The organism is Nocardia sp. NPDC051030, assembly GCF_040683015.1.
In the GTDB taxonomy this organism is placed as follows: Bacteria; Actinomycetota; Actinomycetes; order Mycobacteriales; family Mycobacteriaceae; genus Nocardia.
This window is the reverse complement of the sequence record NZ_JBFBCD010000004.1, coordinates 408,266-426,857: the sequence shown is the minus strand read 5'-3', so window position 1 is coordinate 426,857 and position 18,592 is coordinate 408,266. Positions and strand designations below refer to the sequence as shown.

Sequence of the window (18,592 nt, the reverse complement as noted above, 5' to 3'; positions counted from 1 at the left end):
CGAGGAGCTTGGCCGGATGAGTACGTATTGGTGCTCGCAAGCTTGGCTGCCCGGAGGGGTGGTGGCCGGGGTGCGTATCGATATCGCCGACGGCATAATCACAGCGGTCGACGTGGGTCAAAATCCCAGTGGGACGGTGCTTTCCGGGCTGGTGCTGCCCGGCTTCGCGAACGGGCACTCGCATGCCTTCCACCGCGCCTTGCGCGGCCGCACCCACACCGATCGCGGCAGCTTCTGGACCTGGCGTGAACGCATGTACGCCCTCGCCGAGCGGCTGGAGCCGGACTCGTACTACCGGCTGGCCCGCGCCGTCTACGCCGAAATGGTGCTGGCGGGCTACACCAGCGTCGCCGAATTCCACTACCTGCACCACCCCGGGCGCGGGCAGCGCTACGCCGACCCCAATGAGTTCTCGCACGCCCTGGTCGCCGCGGCGGCCGATGCCGGTATTCGGCTGACCCTGCTCGATGTGGCCTATCTGGCAGGCGGTTTCGGCCGCCCCACCTCCGGCGTGCAACAGCGCTTCGACGATGGCGATGCCGATGCCTGGGCGCGCCGGGTCGAATCCTTCAGCCCGGTAGGTGAACTCGTGACCGTGGGTGCGGCAATCCATTCGGTGCGTGCCGTCCCGGTCGAGCAGCTGCCCGCGATCGTGCACGCCGCCACCGGCCGCCCGCTGCATGTGCACCTCTCCGAACAGCCCCGCGAGAACGAGGAATGCCTCGCCGTCCACGGCTGCACTCCGACCCAACTCCTCGCGAGCGTCGGCGCGCTGACCCCGAACACCGTCGCCGTACACGCCACCCACCTCACCGCCGAGGACATCAAGGCGCTCGCCGAGAGCTGGGTCTGCCTGTGCCCCAGCACCGAAGCCGATCTCGGCGACGGCATCGGCCCCGCCCGCCGCCTCGCCGACGCGGGCGTGCGCCTCAGCCTGGGCAGCGACGGACACTCGATCATCGACCCCTGGTTCGAGCTGCGCGCACTGGAACTGCACGAGCGCCTCGCCAGCGGGCAGCGCGGCCGTTTCGAGAGCACCGAACTGCTGACCGCCGCCACCGCACACGCCGCCTCGGGCTGGTCCACCGTGGGCGCGATCGCCCCCGGCCACGCCGCCGACCTGGTCTGCGTCGACACCGACTCCCCACGCACCGCGGGCGCTGACGCCACCGGAATCCTCTACGCGGCAACGGCGTCCGATGTCACCGACGTCATGGTCGCGGGCCGCTGGTCGGTGCGCGATCGCCTCCACCGCAGCGTCACGGACATCGGAGCAACCCTCGATACCGAGATCGGAGCATTGTGGCAGTGAACCCGACGACCACGGTCATCACCGGCATAGGTGAACTCACCACCAACACAGACGAATTCGGCACCTTGCACGATGCTGCGCTGGTGCTGGAGGGCGAGTGGGTGCGCTGGGTCGGCCCGGCCTCCGCCGCCCCCGATGCCGACCATCACCTGGACGTCCACGGCCGCGCCGTCCTGCCCGGCTGGGTGGACAGCCACACGCACCTGGTCTTCGCCGGTGATCGCACGGCCGAGTTCGGGGCTCGTATGAGGGGAGTCCCGTACTCGGCCGGTGGCATTCGCACCACCGTCGAGGCCACCCGCGCGGCCGATGACCAGGTCCTCGCCGCCACTCTGCACCGCCTGCGTGCCGAGGCACTGCACCAGGGCACCACCTACATGGAAACGAAAACCGGCTACGGCCTCACCGTCGCCGACGAAAAGCGCTGTGCCGCACTGGCGGCCGAGGTGGCCGACGAGGTCACCTTCCTCGGAGCCCACGTGGTGCCCGCCGAATACACCGCCGAGGAGTATGTCGACCTGGTCTGCGGCCCGATGCTCGACGCGGTCGTCGACCATGTCCGCTGGATCGACGTCTTCTGCGAGACAGGCGCTTTCGACGCCGAACAATCCGCCCGAGTCCTCGCCGCGGGCCGCGCCAAAGGCCTCGGCCTGCGCGTCCACGGTAACCAACTCGGCTACGGCCCCGGAGTCCAGCTCGCCGTCGAATACGGCGCGGCCAGTGTCGACCACTGCACCCACCTCACCGACGACGACGTCGAAGCCCTGGCGGCTTCCACCACCATCGCCACCCTGCTCCCCGCCTGCGACCTCTCCACCCGCCAACCCCTGGCCCAGGCCCGCCGCCTCCTGGACGCGGGAGCCCGAATCGCCTTGGCCACCAATGCCAATCCCGGCAGCTCCTACACCACGTCCATGGCGTTCTGCGTCTCCACGGCGGTCCTGCAAATGCGCCTGTCCGTGGACGAGGCGATCTGGGCCGCGACCGCGGGCGGTGCTCTCGCCCTCGGCCGCGACCTCTCCGCCGACGGCGCTGTCGGCGTGATCCGCCCCGGTGCCCGTGCCGACCTGCACATACTCGACGCTCCGTCGGCAGTGCATCTGGCCTACCGCCCGGGCGTTCCCCTCACCTGGGCGGTCTGGCACCGAGGGGTACCGGCGGTCGTAGGTTATTGACCGCCGGTACTTCTGGTCATCGGGTGGCGTGCGGGGCTCCCATCCCCGGGTCGATGGTGACGGGGCCGGAAGCCGAGGGCGTGATCGGGAAGTCGAAGATCGCGGTCGGGATGTACACGGTCGCACACGAATTCGGGATGTCGACGACGCCGGAGAAGCGGCCCTCGATGGGAGCCGCGCCGAGCAGCAGATAAGCCTGCTCCGGGCTGTAGCCGAATTTGGTGAGGTAGTCGATGGCGTGCAGGCAGGCGCGCTCGAAGGACAACTGCGAGTCGAGGTAGCGCTGTTCGCCGGACAGCGTCACCGATGTCCCCGAAAAGGCAAGGTACTCGGTGTAATTGGGGCCTTCGTTACCGGGCATGAAGATGGCGTTCTCGGAGACGCCGTAGAGCTCCATGCCGTTCTTGATGAGATCCACCCGCAGATCGATGAAGCCACCCATCTCGATGGCCCCGCAGAAGGTGATCTCCCCATCGCCCTGTGAGAAGTGCAGGTCGCCGACCGAGAGCTTCGCGCCGTCCACGAATACCGGGTAGAACACCCGGCTGCCCCGGGTGAAGTTCTTGATGTCCTGATTGCCGCCGTTCTCGCGTGGCGGTGCGGTGCGCGCGGCATGGGCCGCGGCCCGGTCGAATTCGCTGCCGGTGAGCGAGCCCAGAATGGCGTCCCGAGGCTCCGGCGGGAGCGCCAGCGGCGGTACACGCAGCGGGTCGGTGGCGATGAGCGCGCCCTCGCGAGCATTCCACTTGGACAGGAGCGCCGCCGAGGGCGCGGTACCCATCAGGCCGGGGTGCGTGATGCCGGTGAACTTCACGCCCGGGATATGCCGCGAGGTGGCGGTGTGGCCGCTGAAATCCCAGATCGCCTTGTACGCGTCGGGGAAATGCTCGGTGAGGAAGCCGCCGCCATTGTCGGTGGGGAAGATGCCGGTGTACCCCCAGCCCTGCCCTGCTAGGGGACCCGAATCCTCCTGGGGGATCGGCCCGATGTCGAGAATGTCGACGATCAACAGGTCACCCGGCTTGGCCCCCTCGACCGCGAACGGCCCGGACAGGCAGTGCACGGTGCTCAGCGGGGCATTGAGCACATCCTCGGCGGAGTCGTCATTGTGGATCGCGCCATCGAACCATTCGCGCACGTGCACCCGGAATTCGTCGCCCGGCTTGACGGTGACCGGGGCGGGAATATCCGGATGCCAGCGGTTGTGGCCCACGAACTGCTGTTCGGTGAACTTTTTGCGGGAGTCGAGCGGGAAGAGCAGTTCGGGCATGGTCGGCCTTCTCTCGTGTCAGGGGCGGGGGAGGTTGCGATGCAGGGGATTGCGGGTGATGTGGCTGGGTCGCCGCCCGGGCGGTGGGGTGCTGACCACGCCCGGCTCGCTCGCGCTGCGTTGCGTCGTCTCGATGAGCTTTCCGAGCGCCGAATCCGGCCGGATGAGGGGCGCGCCCCCGAAGCGCCGCCCGCTGGGTGTATCGCAGATCGGGCAGGCCGTGGCGCCCGGGACATCCGCCATCGTGAAGTCACGGTCGAAGATTCCGCAGGTCGGGCAGCTGAACTGATAGGAGGGCACGTTCCACCTCAATTATCTTCATTCGAACATGTTCCGTATGGAGACGATACAAAGCGCCGCATGTCTCCGCAGCGAATCCGCCTCGTGAACTTCGGATTACGGTCGAAACGCCCCTGGACAGGAAGACGTTCGGTTACCGGCCCAACTCGGCCAGCACGCTGAACTCCAGCGCGTCGGCATCGGCGAGAAAGACCGGCTGGGTGGTGTGCGCCCCGCGCACCCGCACCTCACCGCGCGGGCCGCCATAGCTGACCCGTCCGGCATTGCGTTCGATGGCGCGCAGGTCCAGGCTGCGGGCGGCCTCGGCCAGCCCGGCGAACAACAACAGGCCCTCGTAACAGGATTCGCCGATATTATTGAGCGCGGGCGCCATCGTCCCGAATTCGCGCAGGTATCGTGCGCCGAAATCCATTCCGGGCGAGGACACCAGGGATTCGAAATATCCGCTCGCGGTGAACAATCCACGCGTGCTGGCGGCCCCGCCCGCGTACAGCACATCCTCGCCGATCATCATGCTCAATCGGATTCGGCTCTCGTCCAGACCGGCCCGGGCGAAGGCGCGATTGAAGGCCGCGCAGTCTGCGCCGACCATGAAGAGCAGCACGCCCTGCGCGGGCGAATGCCGGATCAGGTCGATGGCGTGCCGGAAATCGCGGCCGCCCAGCGGAATGAAGGTCTCACCGACAATGTCGAGATCGGTCGTCGCGGTGAATTCCCTTGTCACGCGCGCGGTTTCCCGAGGCCAGACATAGTCGTTGCCGATCACGCACCAGCGGCGAATGCCCTGTTCGGCGCGCAGCCAGCGCATGGCCGGGAACAGTTGATGCTCGGGCGTCTCACCGACCATGTACACGCCGTCGGAATCCTCGCCGCCCTCATAGAAGGTCGTGTACACGTACGGCACCCGCCCCGCGGTCTGCGGCGTGATCACCTTGCGGGCATTGGAGAGATGCCACCCCACCACGCCGTCGACCTGGCCGAGGCCGACCATCTTATCTATCCGCGCGGCCAATTCGGGCAGCGGTGCACCGGCGTCCACGGGATGCAGCCGAACCTCGCGCTCCAGAATCCCGCCCGCCGCATTGATATCGGCGACCGCCAGGTCGGCGCAGGCTTCACAGGAAGGCCCGAACATCCCCGCCGGACCACTGAGCGGCACCACGAGCGCAATGTCCACGGTCCGGCGATTGCCGCGAAATGCCGAGGGCGACACTGGAATCACCACCGCATATTTCCATTTGAATAAATACCGGACGGCTTTGTATATAGTGCTGACGTGGACGATAGTACCGCCCTCGCGGCCCTGGAAGAGCTGGCGCGACAGCTGCGCCGCACCTCGCAGGAATTGGATCGGGCCCTCGCGAGCTGCCTCGGCGAAACCTCCGTCGCCCGCTGGCATGTGCTCACGGCGGTGTCCGGCGGCACCGGCATCCCGATGTCGCAGATCGGCGAGGCGACCGTGCTCAGCGGTGCCAGTTTGACCCGGCTCATCGATGCGATGATCGCCGACAACCTGGTGCACCGCAAGGTGGACGCCACCGACCGCCGCCGCGTGCTGGTCTTCCCCACCCGCCGCGGTCAACTCGCCCTCCAGGTCATGACCCGCGCCATCACCGAGAACGGCCTCGACACCGTCGCCAACCCGCGCATCACCCGCTCCCTCACATCTCTCGTCGACCAGGTCCACAAGGTGGAGGAAGCCGAGCGGGTAGCGACGAAGTGATTCGCTCCGCGTGTGCGAGCCGCACGGCCGGGGCAAGCTCGGCGGCCGGGAGATCCCTGTGGTCGCCGGTGCCGAAATGACCTCGCTGGCCGCCGGACTGTGCTCCTCGGCGCGGCCGCCCGAGCCCGATCTCGCCCGCACCCCGATCCTCCCCGAGCCTGCCGGAGCGTAACTCCCCAAGTTGCAGGCCTTCTCGACAGTTGCAGGCCTTACACGGCATGCAGTTGTCGAGAAGGCCTGCAACCTGCTTTCAGTTGGGGAGGAGCGCGCCGCCGTGGTACCGGGTGGCAGCGTTCCAGAGGAAGTAGCCGTTCATGCCCGCGGCGTGGGTGGCGTCGATTTGTGCCTTCACCTCGGAGTCGCCATAGGAGACTCCGAGGCTGAAGTCCTGTAGCCACGGAACGACCTGGGCGTTGGTGCCTTCGGTGCGGGCGCGGAAGTCCTGCAGCGAGCGGAAGACGATGTCGTAGGGCGAGGAATTCGGGCTCGGGACGCCGTATTCGCCGGAATTCCAGTGCGAGGGATAGAGCATCGGGGCCACCACATCGACACTCTGGGCGATGAGCGGAATGTCCTGGGCGATCTCATCCGGGCGAGTCGCGGCAATGCCGAAGACGGCCGCGCCGAGGTGGGCTCCGGCCGCGTGGACCGGATCACGGCTCTGGGCAAGGAAATTCGCGATCGAGATGCTGGGGGTATCGGTCAGGCCTGGGAATTCCATGCTCGACAGGCTGCCGTCGGGGCGGCGGACGTAGTCGTACATGACGCCGTCGAAGCCGAGTTTGGCGGCCTCGGTCGCGAGATCTATGTTGTAGCCCCGGATTTCGGGATTCGCGAAGTTGGTGAAGGCGATCGCGCCGTAGTGGCTGGAGTACGGCTGGCCGGACGGGTTCTGGATCACCCAGTCGGGGTGGCCGTTCTGCCAGGCCCAGCCCGCCATGGTCGGATCGCGGAAGGCCACGATCCGGCCGACCACCCGCAGATGCATATCGTGCAGCTGCTGGATCGCGGCCCGTGCGTCGTAAATGTTTGTGGCAGCGCCCGATTCGCGGGCGAGTGGCACCTGTGAGTCGTAGCCGACGACGCCGTCCTCATCCTTGATATCGAGCTGGACGGTATCGATCCGGCCCTCGCGCGCCAGGTCCAGCACGGCTTCGCGCAGACCGTCGTAGGCCCACGCGTAGGCGGTCACGTGCACGGCCCGCATGCCCGGCAGCTCGACCTTGGTGGTGAGCGGGCGCGCCGTCTTATTGCCCGCCGCGTCCACGGCCACAACATCCAGGCCGGTCGGAATGCGCGGCAGGGTGAGGGCGAAGCTCCCGTCCGGACCCGGTGTCACCGACTGATCGCCGATCGCCACCCGGTCCGCGCCGATCGCGGTGCCGCGCACCGTCACCGGATCCCGATAGGACGTCGCGACGACCGGCTGCGTCACCTCCAAGGTCGGTGGCGTGGTGTCCGCCACCGGCGTGGCCGGCGACCCGCTCGGGGTACGCACCGCGCCGATGATCAGCGACACCACGAGAATCGCCAGGACCGCCCCACCCGCAATGATCGCCAGCCGCCGACGGCCGACCGATCGGACCCGCATAAGCAACGCTCACACCAACTTCCGCCGACACCTGTCTTGCACACTATCGACCGTCTCCGGGTCTCGGTGATCGCTTTTATGAAGATCATCCGTAAACCGTTGTCGCCGCGTAATGTTCGGGTGATGAAGCGGGGGTCGGCCGTCGTCCTGCGGATCGCCTTGGCTGCGCTGTCCTGCGCGGCGCTGGCCGCTTGCGGGGGTGCACCGAACGCGGCGACTCCGGCGCTCACCTCGACCTCCCCACCCGCGGCGCAACCCCCGCGCCCCGATCCGGCCGCGGTGGCCGCCAATGAGCTGGGCGTCATCCCCATCCTCATGTATCACCAGCTGTCGGCGAACCCGGCCGGTGACTACGACCAGACTCCCGACGAATTCCGCGCCGAGTTGGAGCGCCTCTACCGGGAGAACTACCGCCCGATCACGGTCGCCCAGTACATTTCCGGCGATATAGACATCCCCGCGGGCACCCACCCCGTCGTCCTCACCTTCGACGACTCCACCCGCAGCCAGCTCAGCTTCGCGGACAATGGCTCACCGACCCCCGACTGCGCGATCGGAATCCTGCAAACCCTCTCGGCCCAGCACCCGGATTTCGCCGCCCGAGCCACCATGTATGTGAACAACGAGCCCTTCGGCAACGACCCGCGCGCCCTGCCCTGGCTCGCCGCCCACGGCTACGAAATCGGTGACCACACAGCCGATCACAGCAATCTGGGCAGACTCGACGCCGCGAACGTGCAACGCGAATTCGTCGAGAACCTCCGTGCCATCACCGCGGCCGCCCCCGGTTACAAGGTCCGCACCATGGCCCTGCCCCTGGGCATATTCCCCACCGACCACGCCCTGGCCAGCGCGGGCGCTTGGGACGGCACCCCGTACCAATTCGAGGCGGTCATGTTGGTCGGTGCCAACCCGGCCCCCGCGCCCTACGGTCAGGTGGACCCGGCGGCAGTCCCGCGCATTCGCTCCGGCCGCGGCGAGGTTCCCTTCGACTCCGCCTACTGGCTCGACCACTTGGCCGCCGACCCCGCCCAGCGCTTCACCTCTGACGGCGACCCCACCCGTATCTCCTTCCCCCGGAACCTGGCCGCGGACCTGAACGCCCGCTGGTCAGGCCGGTCCAACCCGTACTGAGGTCCAACCGGTACTGAGGCCGCGGCTAAGCTCGTGCACCTATGGCTATCAGCGCAACACTCCACAATTTCGCCGTCCAGTTGGCCGATGTCGATCGCGGCGTCTATGAGGAGCTGGATCTGCGGGTGGCGCGGCATCCCTCCGAGACCGCCGAATTCATGCTGACCCGGCTGCTGGCCTACTGCCTCGAATACGAGGAGGGCATCACCTTCAGCGAAGGGGGAGTGTCCTCGACCGATGAGCCCGCCGTGCTGGTCCGGGATCTCACCGGTCGCGTCACCGCGTGGATCGAGATCGGCGCGCCCGATGCGGAGCGCCTGCATCGCGGGAGCAAGCTGGCCGGGCGTGCCGCCGTCTACACCCATCGCGATCCGGCGAAGGTGCTGGCGCAGCTGGTCGGCAAGAAGATTCATCGCGCCGAAGCGATCGGCGTCTACAGCTTCGACCGCGACTTCATCGATGCCGCCGTGCGAGCCATCGACCGCCGCAATACCGTCACGCTGTCGATCACCGAGCGCGAGCTGTACCTAGACCTCAATGGCACCACCTTCAGTACCCCCGTCGAGGAGCATCGGCTCGCCTGAGCCGCGCTTGCGAGAGCGGAAGAGCCGAATGCCACGGACAGCGAACACCACGAGCGTCGTCGCGGTCCCCGCCGCCATCCAGATCACGAGGGCGGGCCACACATAGGTGACCTGCTCGAAGGTGCCCGAGCGTCCGGCGAAGACGAGCCCGCTCAGATAGGGCAGCAAGATCAATGCCCCGGGCAGTACGAGGTAGGGCACCAGGCGCACGGCCGTGAGCCAGGCGGGCCGGTCGGCCGTGCGGGCCACCCAGCGTCGTGAGCGCACCACTGCCGCCGCGCCGAGCCCGATCGTCGCCAGGGTGAGCGCGGCCAGCGCCCAATCCGCGTAGATTCCGCCCGGCCGCCGCACGTCGGGAGCCTTGCCCTGAGTGAGCGCGACCAATCCGTCGGCAATGATTCCCGGGTCGTCCTCGAGCGACATCCCGGTATTCGCGATCACCGCGATGCCATAGCCGGTATCGGGCAGCAGCACCTGTTCGGAGGTGTAGGTGAACCAATCCCCATTGTGGCTGAGCTTTTCCGTGCCATCCTCGGGTTCCTCGCTGCGCCAGCCCATCGCGTAGGAATTCACCTTGGACGGTGTGTGCATGCGGGTGATGGCGGTGGCGGAGACCAGCTGCTGATCGTAGGGGGTGCGCCCGCCACTGTTCTGCATGATCAGCCACCGTGCGAGATCGGTTGCGGTGGAGATGATTCCGTGGCTGCCGCCCACGAACCAATCGGGTTCCCCGGCGGCGATCGGCAGCCCGTAGGCCCGGATATAGCCGTGCGCCAGGTCTTTCGCGTCGCGCGCGGTATCGACGGTCGTACTGTCGGCCATGGCAAGTGGCGAGAACACGTGGCGCGTCAGGTAGTCCGCGTACGGCTCACCGCTCACCACCTCGACGAGCCGGGCGGCCACCTGGTAATTCGGGTTGTGATAGTGGAATTGCGCGCCCGGATCGCTCGCCAGCTTCGCCGAATGCAGGCGTTCGACGGCCCCGGTCAGCGAATCCGCCTGCGGCTTGCGGAGATCCGGGAAGGTGGTGTCCGACATCCCCGAGGTCTGATTCAGCAACTGACGGACCGTGATCCGGTCGCCGCGCTGGTCGCCCAGGTGGAAATCGTTCAGGTACCGCCGCACCGGCGCGTCCAGATCCACCGTCCCGGCGTCGACGAGCTGCATTACCGCCAGCGCCGTGAAGGATTTGCTCAGCGAGGCGATCGGCATCCGGGTGTTCGCGGTGACCGCCGTGCCGGTGGAGTCGTGCCCGTAGCCCTTCACATAGGCGACTCGATCACCGCGCGTAATGGCAATGGAGACGCCGGGTAGCCGGGTCTTCGACATGTAGTCGCCCATGAACCGGTCGACCGCCGAGGTGTCGAGCTCGCGGATCTGTGCGGATCCGACCGCGATACACGGCGGCAGCACCGTGGCGATCATTGTCACGACCAGCAGCAATGCCGCACGCGCGGGCCGCTTCCATGCCTCGCCCGAGCCTCTCGCCACACCGACACGTTAGCCTCGGAACCTATGACGCACATGATCGCCCCACCGCATCCGTTCGATGCGGCGACGACCCTGACCCCGTCGGAATCGGGCGCGTTCCAGGGCAAGACCTCGGCGGACTACGCCAATATGGTCGGGCCGTTCGGCGGCATCACCGCCGCGATCATGCTGCGCGCCGCGCTGGACCACCCCGATCGAATCGGCGACCCGGTCTCGCTCACCGTGAACTTCGCCGCCCCGATCGCCGACGGATCATTCGACGTGGTCGCCCGGCCGGTGCGAACGAGCCGCAGCACTCAGCACTGGGCCATCGAAATGCTCCAGAACGATGAGGTGACGACCACGGCGACAGCCGTTTTCGGCATCCGCCGGTCGACCTGGGAGGCCACCGATATAGTCGCGCCCGAGGTCCCGTCGCCGGAATCGATTACGCCGCCGGAACTTCCGGAGTTCATCGCGTGGGTGCGCAATTACGAGATGCGATTCGTGCACGGCGGCCTCGACGCCCTCGCCGAGGGCAAACCGGCCGATTCCAGTTCCACCCTCTGGGTACGCGACACCCCGCCCCGTCCGCTGGATTTCCCGGCCCTCGCCGCAATGTCCGACATCTTCTTCCCCCGAGTGATGCTCCGCCTGGGGAAGCTCGTCCCCGCGGGCACGATTTCGATGACGGTCTACTTCCACGCCACCGCAGCACAACTCACCGCACAGGACGACCAGCCGGTGCTCGCCACCGCCCGCGCACTGCGCTTCGGCAATGGCTTCTTCGACCAGTCCGCCGAACTGTGGACCCCCGGCGGCGACCTGCTGGTCACCACTCACCAGATGGTGTACTTCAAGGCCTGACACTCGCGCGCACAGCGATCTGTGGCGGCGGGCTGGCCGCCACAGATCAGGGAAACTACTTGGCGTGCAGCGTGACCGGAAGGCGCACGTGCCCGTTGGAGATGAAGCTGCCGACCTTCTCCAGCTCGGCCGGATCGACGGCCAGGGCCAGATCCGGGAAGCGCTCGAAGAGCGCGGGCAGCGCGATGGTCGCCTCGAGGCGGGCCAGCGGCGCGCCCAGGCAGTGGTGTACGCCGTAGCCGAAGGCCAGGTGCTTGTCCTTGGTGGCGCGCGTCGGATCGAACTCGGCGGCGGTGTCGCCGTGCACGTTCGGGTCGCGGTTGGCCCCGGCATAGGAGGCGAGAATGGCCTCGCCCTTGGGGATTCGAATATCGCCGATTTCGATGTCCTCGACCGCGTAGCGCAGCGGCAGGTGTGCGACCGGGGCCTCGAAACGCAGGGTCTCCTCCACCACATCGGACCAGGAGATCTTGCCCGCCACCACGTCGGCGCGCAGCTCCGGACGGGTCAGCAGCGCGAATACGGCCTGATCGAGCAGGTTCACGGTGGTCTCGTGACCCGCATTGATGACCAGCATCAGCGTGTCGACGAGTTCCTTCTCGCTGAGCTGCGAATCGTCGTCCTCGTCGCGGGTGGCGATGAGCACGCTGATGATGTCGTCGCCGGGGGTTTCCCGCTTGAGCGCCACGATCTCGCCGACCAGCGCGTACATGGCCAGGTAGTTGGCCATGCCCTCCTCCGGCCCGAGCGAGCCGTCGAAGAAGCCGTCGACGCACTTGCGCAGAGCCGGATTGCGGTCCTCGGGCACGCCCATCAGCTCACTGATGACCTGGATCGGCACCGGATAGCAGTAGCCCTCGCGCAGGTCGACCGTTGCGCCGCTCGGGGTTTCGGCCAGCTTGTCCAGCAGCGCCGAGGTGATCGCCTCGATGCGCGGCCGCAGCGCCGTGGTGCGGCGATGCGTGAACGCGGGCGCGACCAGCTTGCGCAGCCGCCGGTGGTCGGTGCCGTAGGCGGTGAACATATTGTCCGCGGTCACCCACGGCAGCAGCGGCCATTCGGTGGTGATCTCGCCGTTCATGAAGGCGGTCCAGTGCTGGCGCGGATCCTTCGATACGCGCGGGTCGGTCAGCAGGCCCTCGAGCACGGTCGCATCGGTGACCGACCAGGCGGGTACGCCGTGCATCTCGACCTGCGCGACCGGGCCGCGCGCACGGATCAGGGCGGATTCGCCTTGAATATCGGAACCCAACGGGTCCAGGGCAATTGGTTGTTGTTCCATCGCGTTCTCCTTAAATCACCGGCAGCGGTGGGGACTTGGGGAAGACCACGGGCAGCGCCGCCAAGGCCCGGTGGAACGGTCCCGGCCGCCAGCCCAATTCGCCGGCGGGCACGGCCAGCCGCAGCTCGGGAATGGCGTCGAGCAGCTGATCGATGGCGTCCTGCGCCACGATGTAGGCCACCGAATTCGCGGGGCAGGCGTGCGGCCCGGCGCTCCACGCCAGGTGCGAGCGGTTGCCGGTGGGGTCGCCGTCCCGGATCGCGGGATCGTTATTGCAGGCGCTCAAACTGATCAGCACCGGCTGGTGTGCCGGGAGCCAGCTATTGCCGATCAGGATCGGCTGCTGCGGATAGGTGATGGAGAAGTTCGCCATCGGCGGGTCATTGAACAACACCTCGTCGAGGGCGTCCCGGGTGGAGAGACTGCCGCCGAGAATATCGCCGCCGAAACGCTCATCGGTGAGCATGAGCAGCAGGGTGTTCGCGATCAGGTTCTGCATCGGCTCGAGACCCGCGCCGTAGAAGCTGATCAGGTTGAACAGCATCTCATTGTCGTCGAGCTCGGCCGGGTGATGCGCGAGCCGCGAGGTGACGTCGTCACCGAGTTCGGCGCGCCGCAGGGCGATCAGCTCCAGCAGCGCCTCGCTCAGATGCTGCATGCCCCAGGCCGCGTTCACGGTGTCGAACAGCGCGGCCATGCCGGTGGCGACCCGCTGTCCCAATTCGGCCGAGCAGCCGACCATTTGATTGAGGATCTCGAAGACCAGCGGAAACGCGTACTGCGACACCAGATCCACCGATCCGGCCTCGCAGAACGTATTGATCAGCGGCGCCGCGGCCTTGCCGACCGCGGTGTGCAACGCGTGCAGATCGATGCCGTCGATGCTCGCCACATACGCCTGCCGATAGCGCGCATGCGCGGTTCCGCTGTTGCGCAGCGCATTCGGATACCACTGCATCATCGGCTTGATCGGCGAATCATCGGGCACGCTGTCTTGCCAGCCCCGCGGATCGGCCGGAAAGTGCTCCGGGTCATGCAGGATGCGCAGTGCGGTCCGGTAATCGATCACCAGCGTGGCGGGCACGCCCGGGGCAAGCTCGATCGGCACCAGCGGGCCGTACTCCTGCCGCATCTGCCGATACGCGCCGTGTGGATCGGCCGCGAATTCCTCGGTGTGCAGCAGGATTCGGGGTCCGGCGGCATCGGTCGGCGAGCCGTGCCCGACCGGGCAGACACCGGACATGGTGCTGAAGGAATTGGACGCAGAGGAATATGACGAGGTCAAAGACGTGGCTCCAGGACGATGGGACAGTACGATTCCGGCAAATCACCGTCCGATGGAGCAATCCTTCCCAGCCACCGCCCCCGCGACGACTGGCTCACAGTAGCAGCATCGCGGCAAATCCTCTCTCGATGTCGCAGGCGCGGGACCTGCTCACCGGGAATGTGCTGCTCGGGCAAAGCCGCTGGGCCACTGCCTATTACGGGGTAGCCATTCGGCGACCGCGCCCAGAATGACGAGCGTCACTGCGGCGATCGGCCGTATCGCGCGTATTCTGCCCAGAGCTCGGCTATCGCCTCCGGCGTGGCCGGACGGTACGTGTTCGACTTCGGATCACCGAGGTAGAGCGGATCATCCACCAGCCAGGATTCGCGGCGCAGCAAGGGCTTATCGATCTTCCGAGTCGCCGTCACCGGGATATCGGCCGCGATACGCACGATCCGGGGAGCCCATTTGGTGCCGAGATCGGCTTGCTCGGTGAGGAATCGGCCGAAGGCCTCGGCATCGAAGCGCACGCCCGCCTCGAGCGTGATCGTGGCCATGACACGATCACCGGTGCGCGGGTCCGGGATCGGGTAAACGGCCACCAGCGCGATGCCGGGGAAGCGGGCCAGGATTCGCTCGATCGGGGCCGCGGAGAAGTTCTCGCTGTCGACCCGGATGCGATCCCCCGAGCGGCCCGCGAAGTAGAAGAACCCGGCCTCGTCGCGATAGCCGAGATCGCCGGTGCGGAAGGCGGTTCCGGCGATCCGCTCCGCCGTCGCCTTCGCATTGCGGTAGTAGCCCTCGAACATGGCCGCACCCGTGGTGTTCACGATCTCGCCGATCGCCTCGGCCGCGTTGACCAGCCTGCCGTCGGCATCGAAGGCCGCTCGCGGGCATTCGTTCCCGTGCTCGTCGTGGATCTCCACGGTCATGTACTCCGGTGCGCGACCGAGGGATTGCGGTGGGGAGTCCGGGGTCACGCGGATCACGACCCCGCCCTCGCTGGAGCCGTAGCTTTCGATCGGGCGGACACCGAAGCGGCGTTCGAACTCGTCGCGGTCCCGGTGCGCGGCCTCGGTGCCGAAGACGGTGCGCAGGTGGGTGTCTCGCTCCAACGGCGACTCGGGCGCGGACAGCAGGTAGGCGAGTGAGCGGCCGACATAATTGAAATAGGTGACTCCGAAGCGGCGCACATCGGGCAGGAAGCCGGAAACCGAGAAGGTGCGGCGCATGGTGAAGGTCGCGCCCGTGAAGACCGACGGGGCCCAGCACGCCATGATCGCATTGCCGTGGAACAGCGGCATGGCGTTGTAGGTGACGTCGGCCCTGGTCAGGGCGCACGGGTTGGTCGCCGCCAGCATGGTCAGGCGGCCGGTCGTGCAGATGACCGCTTTGGGCGCGCCGGTCGAGCCGGAGGTGAAGGTCAGCAGCAGCCGGGTCGCGGGGTCTCGTGCGGAATCCGGTGGCTGCCAGGGCTTTCCCGCTTCCGCCCGCAATCGCTCCTGCCACCGCGGGCCGTCGACCTCCAGTATTCGATCATCGGAGATCCCGATATCGATTCCGGCCAATAGCTTTCGCTGCACCGAGTCCGTCACAACCAGATCGCAATCGACTCCGCGAATATCGGCCGCGAGTTCCTCACCCCGCCGAGTCGGATTGATGCCGATCACCGTCGCGCCCGACAGGGCCGCCGCGCCCAGCAGGAAGATGTACTCGGGCACATTCTCGAGCAGGACGCCGACATGCAGTTTCTCCGCAGGAGGCCCGTCAGCCCGCAGCCCGGTCAGCACCGCCGCCCGAACCTCGCACTCGCGCACCACCTCCCGCCAACTCCACCGCGCATCCTCGAACAACAGCCCGGAATGATCGTCCTCGGCGCGAGCCAGCAGCAGATCCGCGAAGGTCATCCGCCGCGCGGCAACCACATCCGGTGTCAATCGCGGAATCTCCGGGGAACCTTGGGGTTCGGCGGAATCAGGCACCCCTCCAGACTCTCACCGACCAGTGGCCGTTTTGCCCGGTTTTCCGTAATACGTTATGAGCATGTCGATGCCACCGGCAATGAGCTTCTGGGCCATGGCGGGGCTGATCCGGGTGGCATAGGCGTCCTGAACCAGATGCGGATAGAGCACCAACCCGTAGAACTGCAAGGCGGTTCCAACCCGAAAGCCTCTTGCGCGCCCTGTATCTCATCCGGATCTTCCCCTTGACCATGGCGGTCATCTCCCGAGGTCTAGACCCCGCCCGCCTGATCCGCCCCACCAGCCCGCGCGCATACCCGATGCGGCATCGATGGTCGCCGGGATTTCGCCCGTCGACCGTCCGCCTGTGCCACAGTCGAACGAAAGCGTTTCTGTTCGAAGGACCGGGTATGAGCACACAAGTTTCGTCCGTGACCGATCTGTCCGGAGACATCGCCGGAACCTATCGGCGCACCCAGAGCAGCGGGCACAGCATCGACCCCGCGGTGGCCGACGCCGACGTGGCCACCGTCCTGCGCGAGGGATACATCGTGCTGCCGGATCTGCTCACGGCGGACGAGCTGGCGGACATTCGCGCGGACGTCGAACCGCTACTGGATCACAAGGGCCGCAACAGCTTCGAGGGCCACACGACCCAGCGCGTCTATAGTGTGCTGAACAAGACTCGCAGCTGCGACCGGATCGCCGCGCACCCCCGCGTGCTCGCGCTCCTGGATCGGCTGCTGATGCCGAACTATCTGCTCTCCATGCTCCAGATCATCAATATCCTGCCCGGCGAATCCGCCCAGATGCTGCACACCGACGACGGCTTCTACCCGATACCCCGCCCGCGTGCCGCCCTCAGTGCGGGCACCATCTGGGCCATCGACGACTTCACCGCCACCAACGGCGCGACCGAATTCCTCCCCGGCAGCCACGAATGGGGCATGGAGGTGCCCGAAAACGATTCCCCCGCAAGAACTCCCGTAGTGATGAAGGCGGGCTCCTGCGTCTTCTTCCTGGGCACCCTCTGGCACGGCGGCGGCGCGAACACCTCCACCGCCTCGCGCCTGGCCGTCACCGCCCAATACTGCGAGCCCTGGCTGCGCACCCAGGAAGCCTTCAACCTCTCCACCCCGGGCGAGATCGCCGCCACGGTGAACGAGGACCTCCGCCGCATGCTCGGGTACAGCATCCATCCGCCCTTCGTCGGCCAGGTGAACGGCATGCACCCCAAACGCCTGCTCGAACTCGACGGTTAGAAGATCGCGACCGGTGCGACCGGAGTCCCGACCGCGCCCACGAACGGTTCGGGTGTGGCGGTGAGCAGGAATTCGTACCGCTCCTCCTCGGCGCACACCTGGGACAGCTCTTCGAGATTCCAGTTCTGCCCCTGGAGCATGCCCATCTCCACCAGGTGCAGGGCGTGCACCGACAGCCAGGCGTTCTCGATCTCCGGCGGGAAGATCTCGAAGGTCAGGGTGTCATTGGCGACGGCGGCGACATCCCGGGCGTGGAACCACTCGGGGCACCGCACCGAAAGTCCTGGCGCGGGAAGCGCATACCCGGTCTTATCGCCCGCCAGGTACAGCTGGATCTGCCCGGTGCGGACCAGCACGATATCCCCGGCGCGCACCTGCGTCCCCGCCAATTCCATTGCGAGCTCCAGATCTTCGGGCGTGACCGCGTATCCGCCCACCAGCCGGTCCACCCCGCGCGCCCGCGCCACATCGAGCAGCACGCCCCGCGAAACAAGATGCCGAGCCTTCTCGATCCCACTGAACGCCGCCCCGCCGTGCGGGGTGATACTGCTCGCCGGTCGCCCGTTGTAGATCACCCCCGAGTGCGAAACATGCGGCAGCGCATCCCAATGCGTCCCCGCCTGCAACCCCATCGTCACCACATCATCGCTGTTGGCCACCGTGTCGGGCCCGAACATCTCCCAGTTCACCGCGACCATGCTGTGCAGCGGATTGACCCGCCCCGGGATCATCCCGGTCTGAATCCCGTTCTGCTGCAATGGCACCGCCAGCCCCACCCGACGCCCACTGCGCACCGTAGCCGCCGCCTCCCGCACCACCTCATCGGTGATCAGGTTCAGCGTCCCGATCTCATCGTCCTCGCCCCACCGCCCCCAGTTGTTCACGCGCTTGGCGATTTCCAGGATCTCGGACGGCAGTCCCATGAGTAGAGCCCTTCTTCAGAACAGATCTCCCCGTAACGTACCTCGCTGCCACCGCCCACGGATCGTGGCATATTCGGTAAGCGAGACCGGATCTGTCGCCCTCGAGTGAGGAGGTCGCCGATGGCCAGGCAAGAGTTGGCTCGATACCTGCGTGATCGCCGAGAAGGACTGCGGCCCGCCGAAGTCGGCTTGCCGAATGCGGGCCGGCGGCGCACGCCCGGCCTGCGCCGCGAGGAGGTCGCGCAACCTCCGCATCGGTGACATCGAGGACGAGCAGGCGTGCGCCACGGCCGATCTCATGGACGGCGGCCTGCCCGCGCCCGGGATCCCACATAGACCGTGTGCCCACCCTCGGCCAGCAGCCGGGCGATTGCCTTGCCGATCCCTTTATTCGCCCCTGTGACCAGGGCATACGAATTACTCATGGCAACAACGTTGCCGCTGGTCCGGCCTTCTATCCAGGGATCATCC

At 67.1% G+C, this 18,592-nt stretch carries 19 protein-coding genes and 1 pseudogene; 9 read left to right on the top strand and 11 right to left on the bottom strand.

Going from position 1 to position 18,592, the window contains the following annotated elements:
- Nucleotides 1-16 precede the first annotated feature (16 nt).
- Both AB0N05_RS15605 and hutI read left to right on the top strand, forming a co-directional pair.
- Entirely contained in the window at nucleotides 17-1,312 is a 1,296-nt protein-coding gene (locus tag AB0N05_RS15605) for a formimidoylglutamate deiminase (protein ID WP_364693400.1), read from the top strand.
- Entirely contained in the window at nucleotides 1,309-2,487 is a 1,179-nt protein-coding gene (gene hutI / locus AB0N05_RS15600) for an imidazolonepropionase (protein ID WP_364693398.1), read from the top strand. Before AB0N05_RS15605 ends, hutI begins: the two co-directional genes overlap by 4 nt.
- Nucleotides 2,488-2,503: 16 nt before the next feature.
- On the opposite strand, the gene fmdA is transcribed toward hutI, so the two are convergent.
- The 3 genes from fmdA to AB0N05_RS15585 all read right to left on the bottom strand — a co-directional run bounded on the left by fmdA (nucleotide 2,504) and on the right by AB0N05_RS15585 (nucleotide 5,282).
- Nucleotides 2,504-3,757: a formamidase gene (fmdA, locus tag AB0N05_RS15595; RefSeq protein WP_364693395.1), complete on the bottom strand. Its 1,254-nt coding sequence runs from the start codon at nucleotides 3,755-3,757 to the stop codon at nucleotides 2,504-2,506.
- A gap of 18 nt (nucleotides 3,758-3,775) precedes the next feature.
- Complete coding sequence (locus AB0N05_RS15590) at nucleotides 3,776-4,057, bottom strand: FmdB family zinc ribbon protein (protein ID WP_364693392.1); 282 nt, start codon at nucleotides 4,055-4,057, stop codon at nucleotides 3,776-3,778.
- A 133-nt stretch (nucleotides 4,058-4,190) separates the two neighbouring features.
- Nucleotides 4,191-5,282 carry a substrate-binding domain-containing protein gene (locus AB0N05_RS15585; protein ID WP_364693389.1) on the bottom strand — a complete coding sequence of 364 codons (1,092 nt, stop codon included), beginning with the start codon at nucleotides 5,280-5,282 and terminating at the stop codon, nucleotides 4,191-4,193.
- 51 nt (nucleotides 5,283-5,333) lie between these two features.
- On the opposite strand from AB0N05_RS15585, the gene AB0N05_RS15580 reads away from it, so the two are divergent.
- Both AB0N05_RS15580 and AB0N05_RS15575 read left to right on the top strand, forming a co-directional pair.
- The gene (locus AB0N05_RS15580; RefSeq protein WP_364693386.1) at nucleotides 5,334-5,780 is read left to right on the top strand and encodes a MarR family transcriptional regulator; all 447 of its coding nucleotides are present in this window, start codon (nucleotides 5,334-5,336) and stop codon (nucleotides 5,778-5,780) included.
- Nucleotides 5,781-5,790: 10 nt separating this feature from the next.
- Entirely contained in the window at nucleotides 5,791-5,952 is a 162-nt protein-coding gene (locus tag AB0N05_RS15575) for a hypothetical protein (RefSeq protein ID WP_364693383.1), read from the top strand.
- Between the two features lie 78 nt (nucleotides 5,953-6,030).
- Here AB0N05_RS15575 and AB0N05_RS15570 read toward each other — a convergent pair whose 3' ends face one another.
- Nucleotides 6,031-7,371, bottom strand: coding sequence for a putative glycoside hydrolase (locus tag AB0N05_RS15570; RefSeq protein WP_364693380.1), 1,341 nt, complete (start codon nucleotides 7,369-7,371; stop codon nucleotides 6,031-6,033).
- A gap of 123 nt (nucleotides 7,372-7,494) precedes the next feature.
- Between AB0N05_RS15570 and AB0N05_RS15565 the strand changes: the two genes are divergently transcribed.
- On the top strand, nucleotides 7,495-8,505 hold the full coding sequence (locus AB0N05_RS15565; protein ID WP_364693377.1) for a polysaccharide deacetylase family protein: 1,011 nt from the start codon (nucleotides 7,495-7,497) through the stop codon (nucleotides 8,503-8,505).
- A gap of 41 nt (nucleotides 8,506-8,546) precedes the next feature.
- Nucleotides 8,547-9,089: a YaeQ family protein gene (locus AB0N05_RS15560; RefSeq protein ID WP_364693374.1), complete on the top strand. Its 543-nt coding sequence runs from the start codon at nucleotides 8,547-8,549 to the stop codon at nucleotides 9,087-9,089.
- Here AB0N05_RS15560 and AB0N05_RS15555 read toward each other — a convergent pair.
- A complete protein-coding gene (locus AB0N05_RS15555; protein WP_364693371.1) occupies nucleotides 9,033-10,580 on the bottom strand; it encodes a serine hydrolase domain-containing protein in 1,548 nt (515 codons plus the stop codon). The genes AB0N05_RS15560 and AB0N05_RS15555 overlap by 57 nt on opposite strands.
- 24 nt (nucleotides 10,581-10,604) lie before the next feature.
- Between AB0N05_RS15555 and AB0N05_RS15550 the strand changes: the two genes are divergently transcribed.
- Nucleotides 10,605-11,426 carry a thioesterase family protein gene (locus AB0N05_RS15550; protein WP_364693368.1) on the top strand — a complete coding sequence of 274 codons (822 nt, stop codon included), beginning with the start codon at nucleotides 10,605-10,607 and terminating at the stop codon, nucleotides 11,424-11,426.
- A 55-nt stretch (nucleotides 11,427-11,481) separates the two neighbouring features.
- On the opposite strand, the gene AB0N05_RS15545 is transcribed toward AB0N05_RS15550, so the two are convergent.
- The 4 genes from AB0N05_RS15545 to AB0N05_RS15530 form a co-directional block, all read right to left on the bottom strand.
- The gene (locus tag AB0N05_RS15545; protein ID WP_364693365.1) at nucleotides 11,482-12,708 is read right to left on the bottom strand and encodes a cytochrome P450; all 1,227 of its coding nucleotides are present in this window, start codon (nucleotides 12,706-12,708) and stop codon (nucleotides 11,482-11,484) included.
- Between the two features lie 10 nt (nucleotides 12,709-12,718).
- Nucleotides 12,719-13,951 (bottom strand): cytochrome P450, encoded by a 1,233-nt coding sequence (locus AB0N05_RS15540; RefSeq protein ID WP_364693362.1) that lies wholly within the window; start codon nucleotides 13,949-13,951, stop codon nucleotides 12,719-12,721.
- Between the two features lie 281 nt (nucleotides 13,952-14,232).
- A complete protein-coding gene (locus AB0N05_RS15535) occupies nucleotides 14,233-15,957 on the bottom strand; it encodes an AMP-binding protein (RefSeq protein WP_364693359.1) in 1,725 nt (574 codons plus the stop codon).
- 12 nt (nucleotides 15,958-15,969) lie between these two features.
- Complete coding sequence (locus tag AB0N05_RS15530) at nucleotides 15,970-16,125, bottom strand: hypothetical protein (RefSeq protein ID WP_364693356.1); 156 nt, start codon at nucleotides 16,123-16,125, stop codon at nucleotides 15,970-15,972.
- 221 nt (nucleotides 16,126-16,346) lie between these two features.
- On the opposite strand from AB0N05_RS15530, the gene AB0N05_RS15525 reads away from it, so the two are divergent.
- A complete protein-coding gene (locus tag AB0N05_RS15525; RefSeq protein ID WP_364693353.1) occupies nucleotides 16,347-17,198 on the top strand; it encodes a phytanoyl-CoA dioxygenase family protein in 852 nt (283 codons plus the stop codon).
- On the opposite strand, the gene AB0N05_RS15520 is transcribed toward AB0N05_RS15525, so the two are convergent.
- Nucleotides 17,195-18,121, bottom strand: a complete 927-nt coding sequence (locus tag AB0N05_RS15520; RefSeq protein WP_364693350.1) for a cyclase family protein — start codon at nucleotides 18,119-18,121, stop codon at nucleotides 17,195-17,197. The two genes, AB0N05_RS15525 and AB0N05_RS15520, sit on opposite strands and share 4 nt — an antisense overlap.
- Before the next feature lie 120 nt (nucleotides 18,122-18,241).
- Between AB0N05_RS15520 and AB0N05_RS15515 the strand changes: the two are divergent.
- A pseudogene (locus AB0N05_RS15515) lies at nucleotides 18,242-18,364 on the top strand (transcriptional regulator); the annotation flags it as partial.
- Between the two features lie 53 nt (nucleotides 18,365-18,417).
- Here AB0N05_RS15515 and AB0N05_RS15510 read toward each other — a convergent pair.
- Nucleotides 18,418-18,546 carry an SDR family NAD(P)-dependent oxidoreductase gene (locus tag AB0N05_RS15510; protein ID WP_364693347.1) on the bottom strand — a complete coding sequence of 43 codons (129 nt, stop codon included), beginning with the start codon at nucleotides 18,544-18,546 and terminating at the stop codon, nucleotides 18,418-18,420.
- Nucleotides 18,547-18,592 lie beyond the last annotated feature (46 nt).

Excerpts from the sequence above, each read along its gene's own strand:
- AB0N05_RS15605 (WP_364693400.1), top strand. The coding sequence starts at position 17 with ATGAGTACGTATTGGTGCTCGCAAGCTTGGCTGCCCGGAGGGGTGGTG.
- fmdA (WP_364693395.1), bottom strand. The coding sequence starts at position 3,757 with ATGCCCGAACTGCTCTTCCCGCTCGACTCCCGCAAAAAGTTCACCGAA.
- AB0N05_RS15570 (WP_364693380.1), bottom strand. The coding sequence starts at position 7,371 with ATGCGGGTCCGATCGGTCGGCCGTCGGCGGCTGGCGATCATTGCGGGT.
- AB0N05_RS15565 (WP_364693377.1), top strand. The coding sequence starts at position 7,495 with ATGAAGCGGGGGTCGGCCGTCGTCCTGCGGATCGCCTTGGCTGCGCTG.
- AB0N05_RS15560 (WP_364693374.1), top strand. The coding sequence starts at position 8,547 with ATGGCTATCAGCGCAACACTCCACAATTTCGCCGTCCAGTTGGCCGAT.
- AB0N05_RS15550 (WP_364693368.1), top strand. The coding sequence starts at position 10,605 with ATGACGCACATGATCGCCCCACCGCATCCGTTCGATGCGGCGACGACC.
- AB0N05_RS15545 (WP_364693365.1), bottom strand. The coding sequence starts at position 12,708 with ATGGAACAACAACCAATTGCCCTGGACCCGTTGGGTTCCGATATTCAA.
- AB0N05_RS15540 (WP_364693362.1), bottom strand. The coding sequence starts at position 13,951 with ATGTCCGGTGTCTGCCCGGTCGGGCACGGCTCGCCGACCGATGCCGCC.
- AB0N05_RS15525 (WP_364693353.1), top strand. The coding sequence starts at position 16,347 with ATGAGCACACAAGTTTCGTCCGTGACCGATCTGTCCGGAGACATCGCC.
- AB0N05_RS15520 (WP_364693350.1), bottom strand. The coding sequence starts at position 18,121 with ATGGGACTGCCGTCCGAGATCCTGGAAATCGCCAAGCGCGTGAACAAC.
- AB0N05_RS15510 (WP_364693347.1), bottom strand. The coding sequence starts at position 18,546 with ATGAGTAATTCGTATGCCCTGGTCACAGGGGCGAATAAAGGGATCGGC.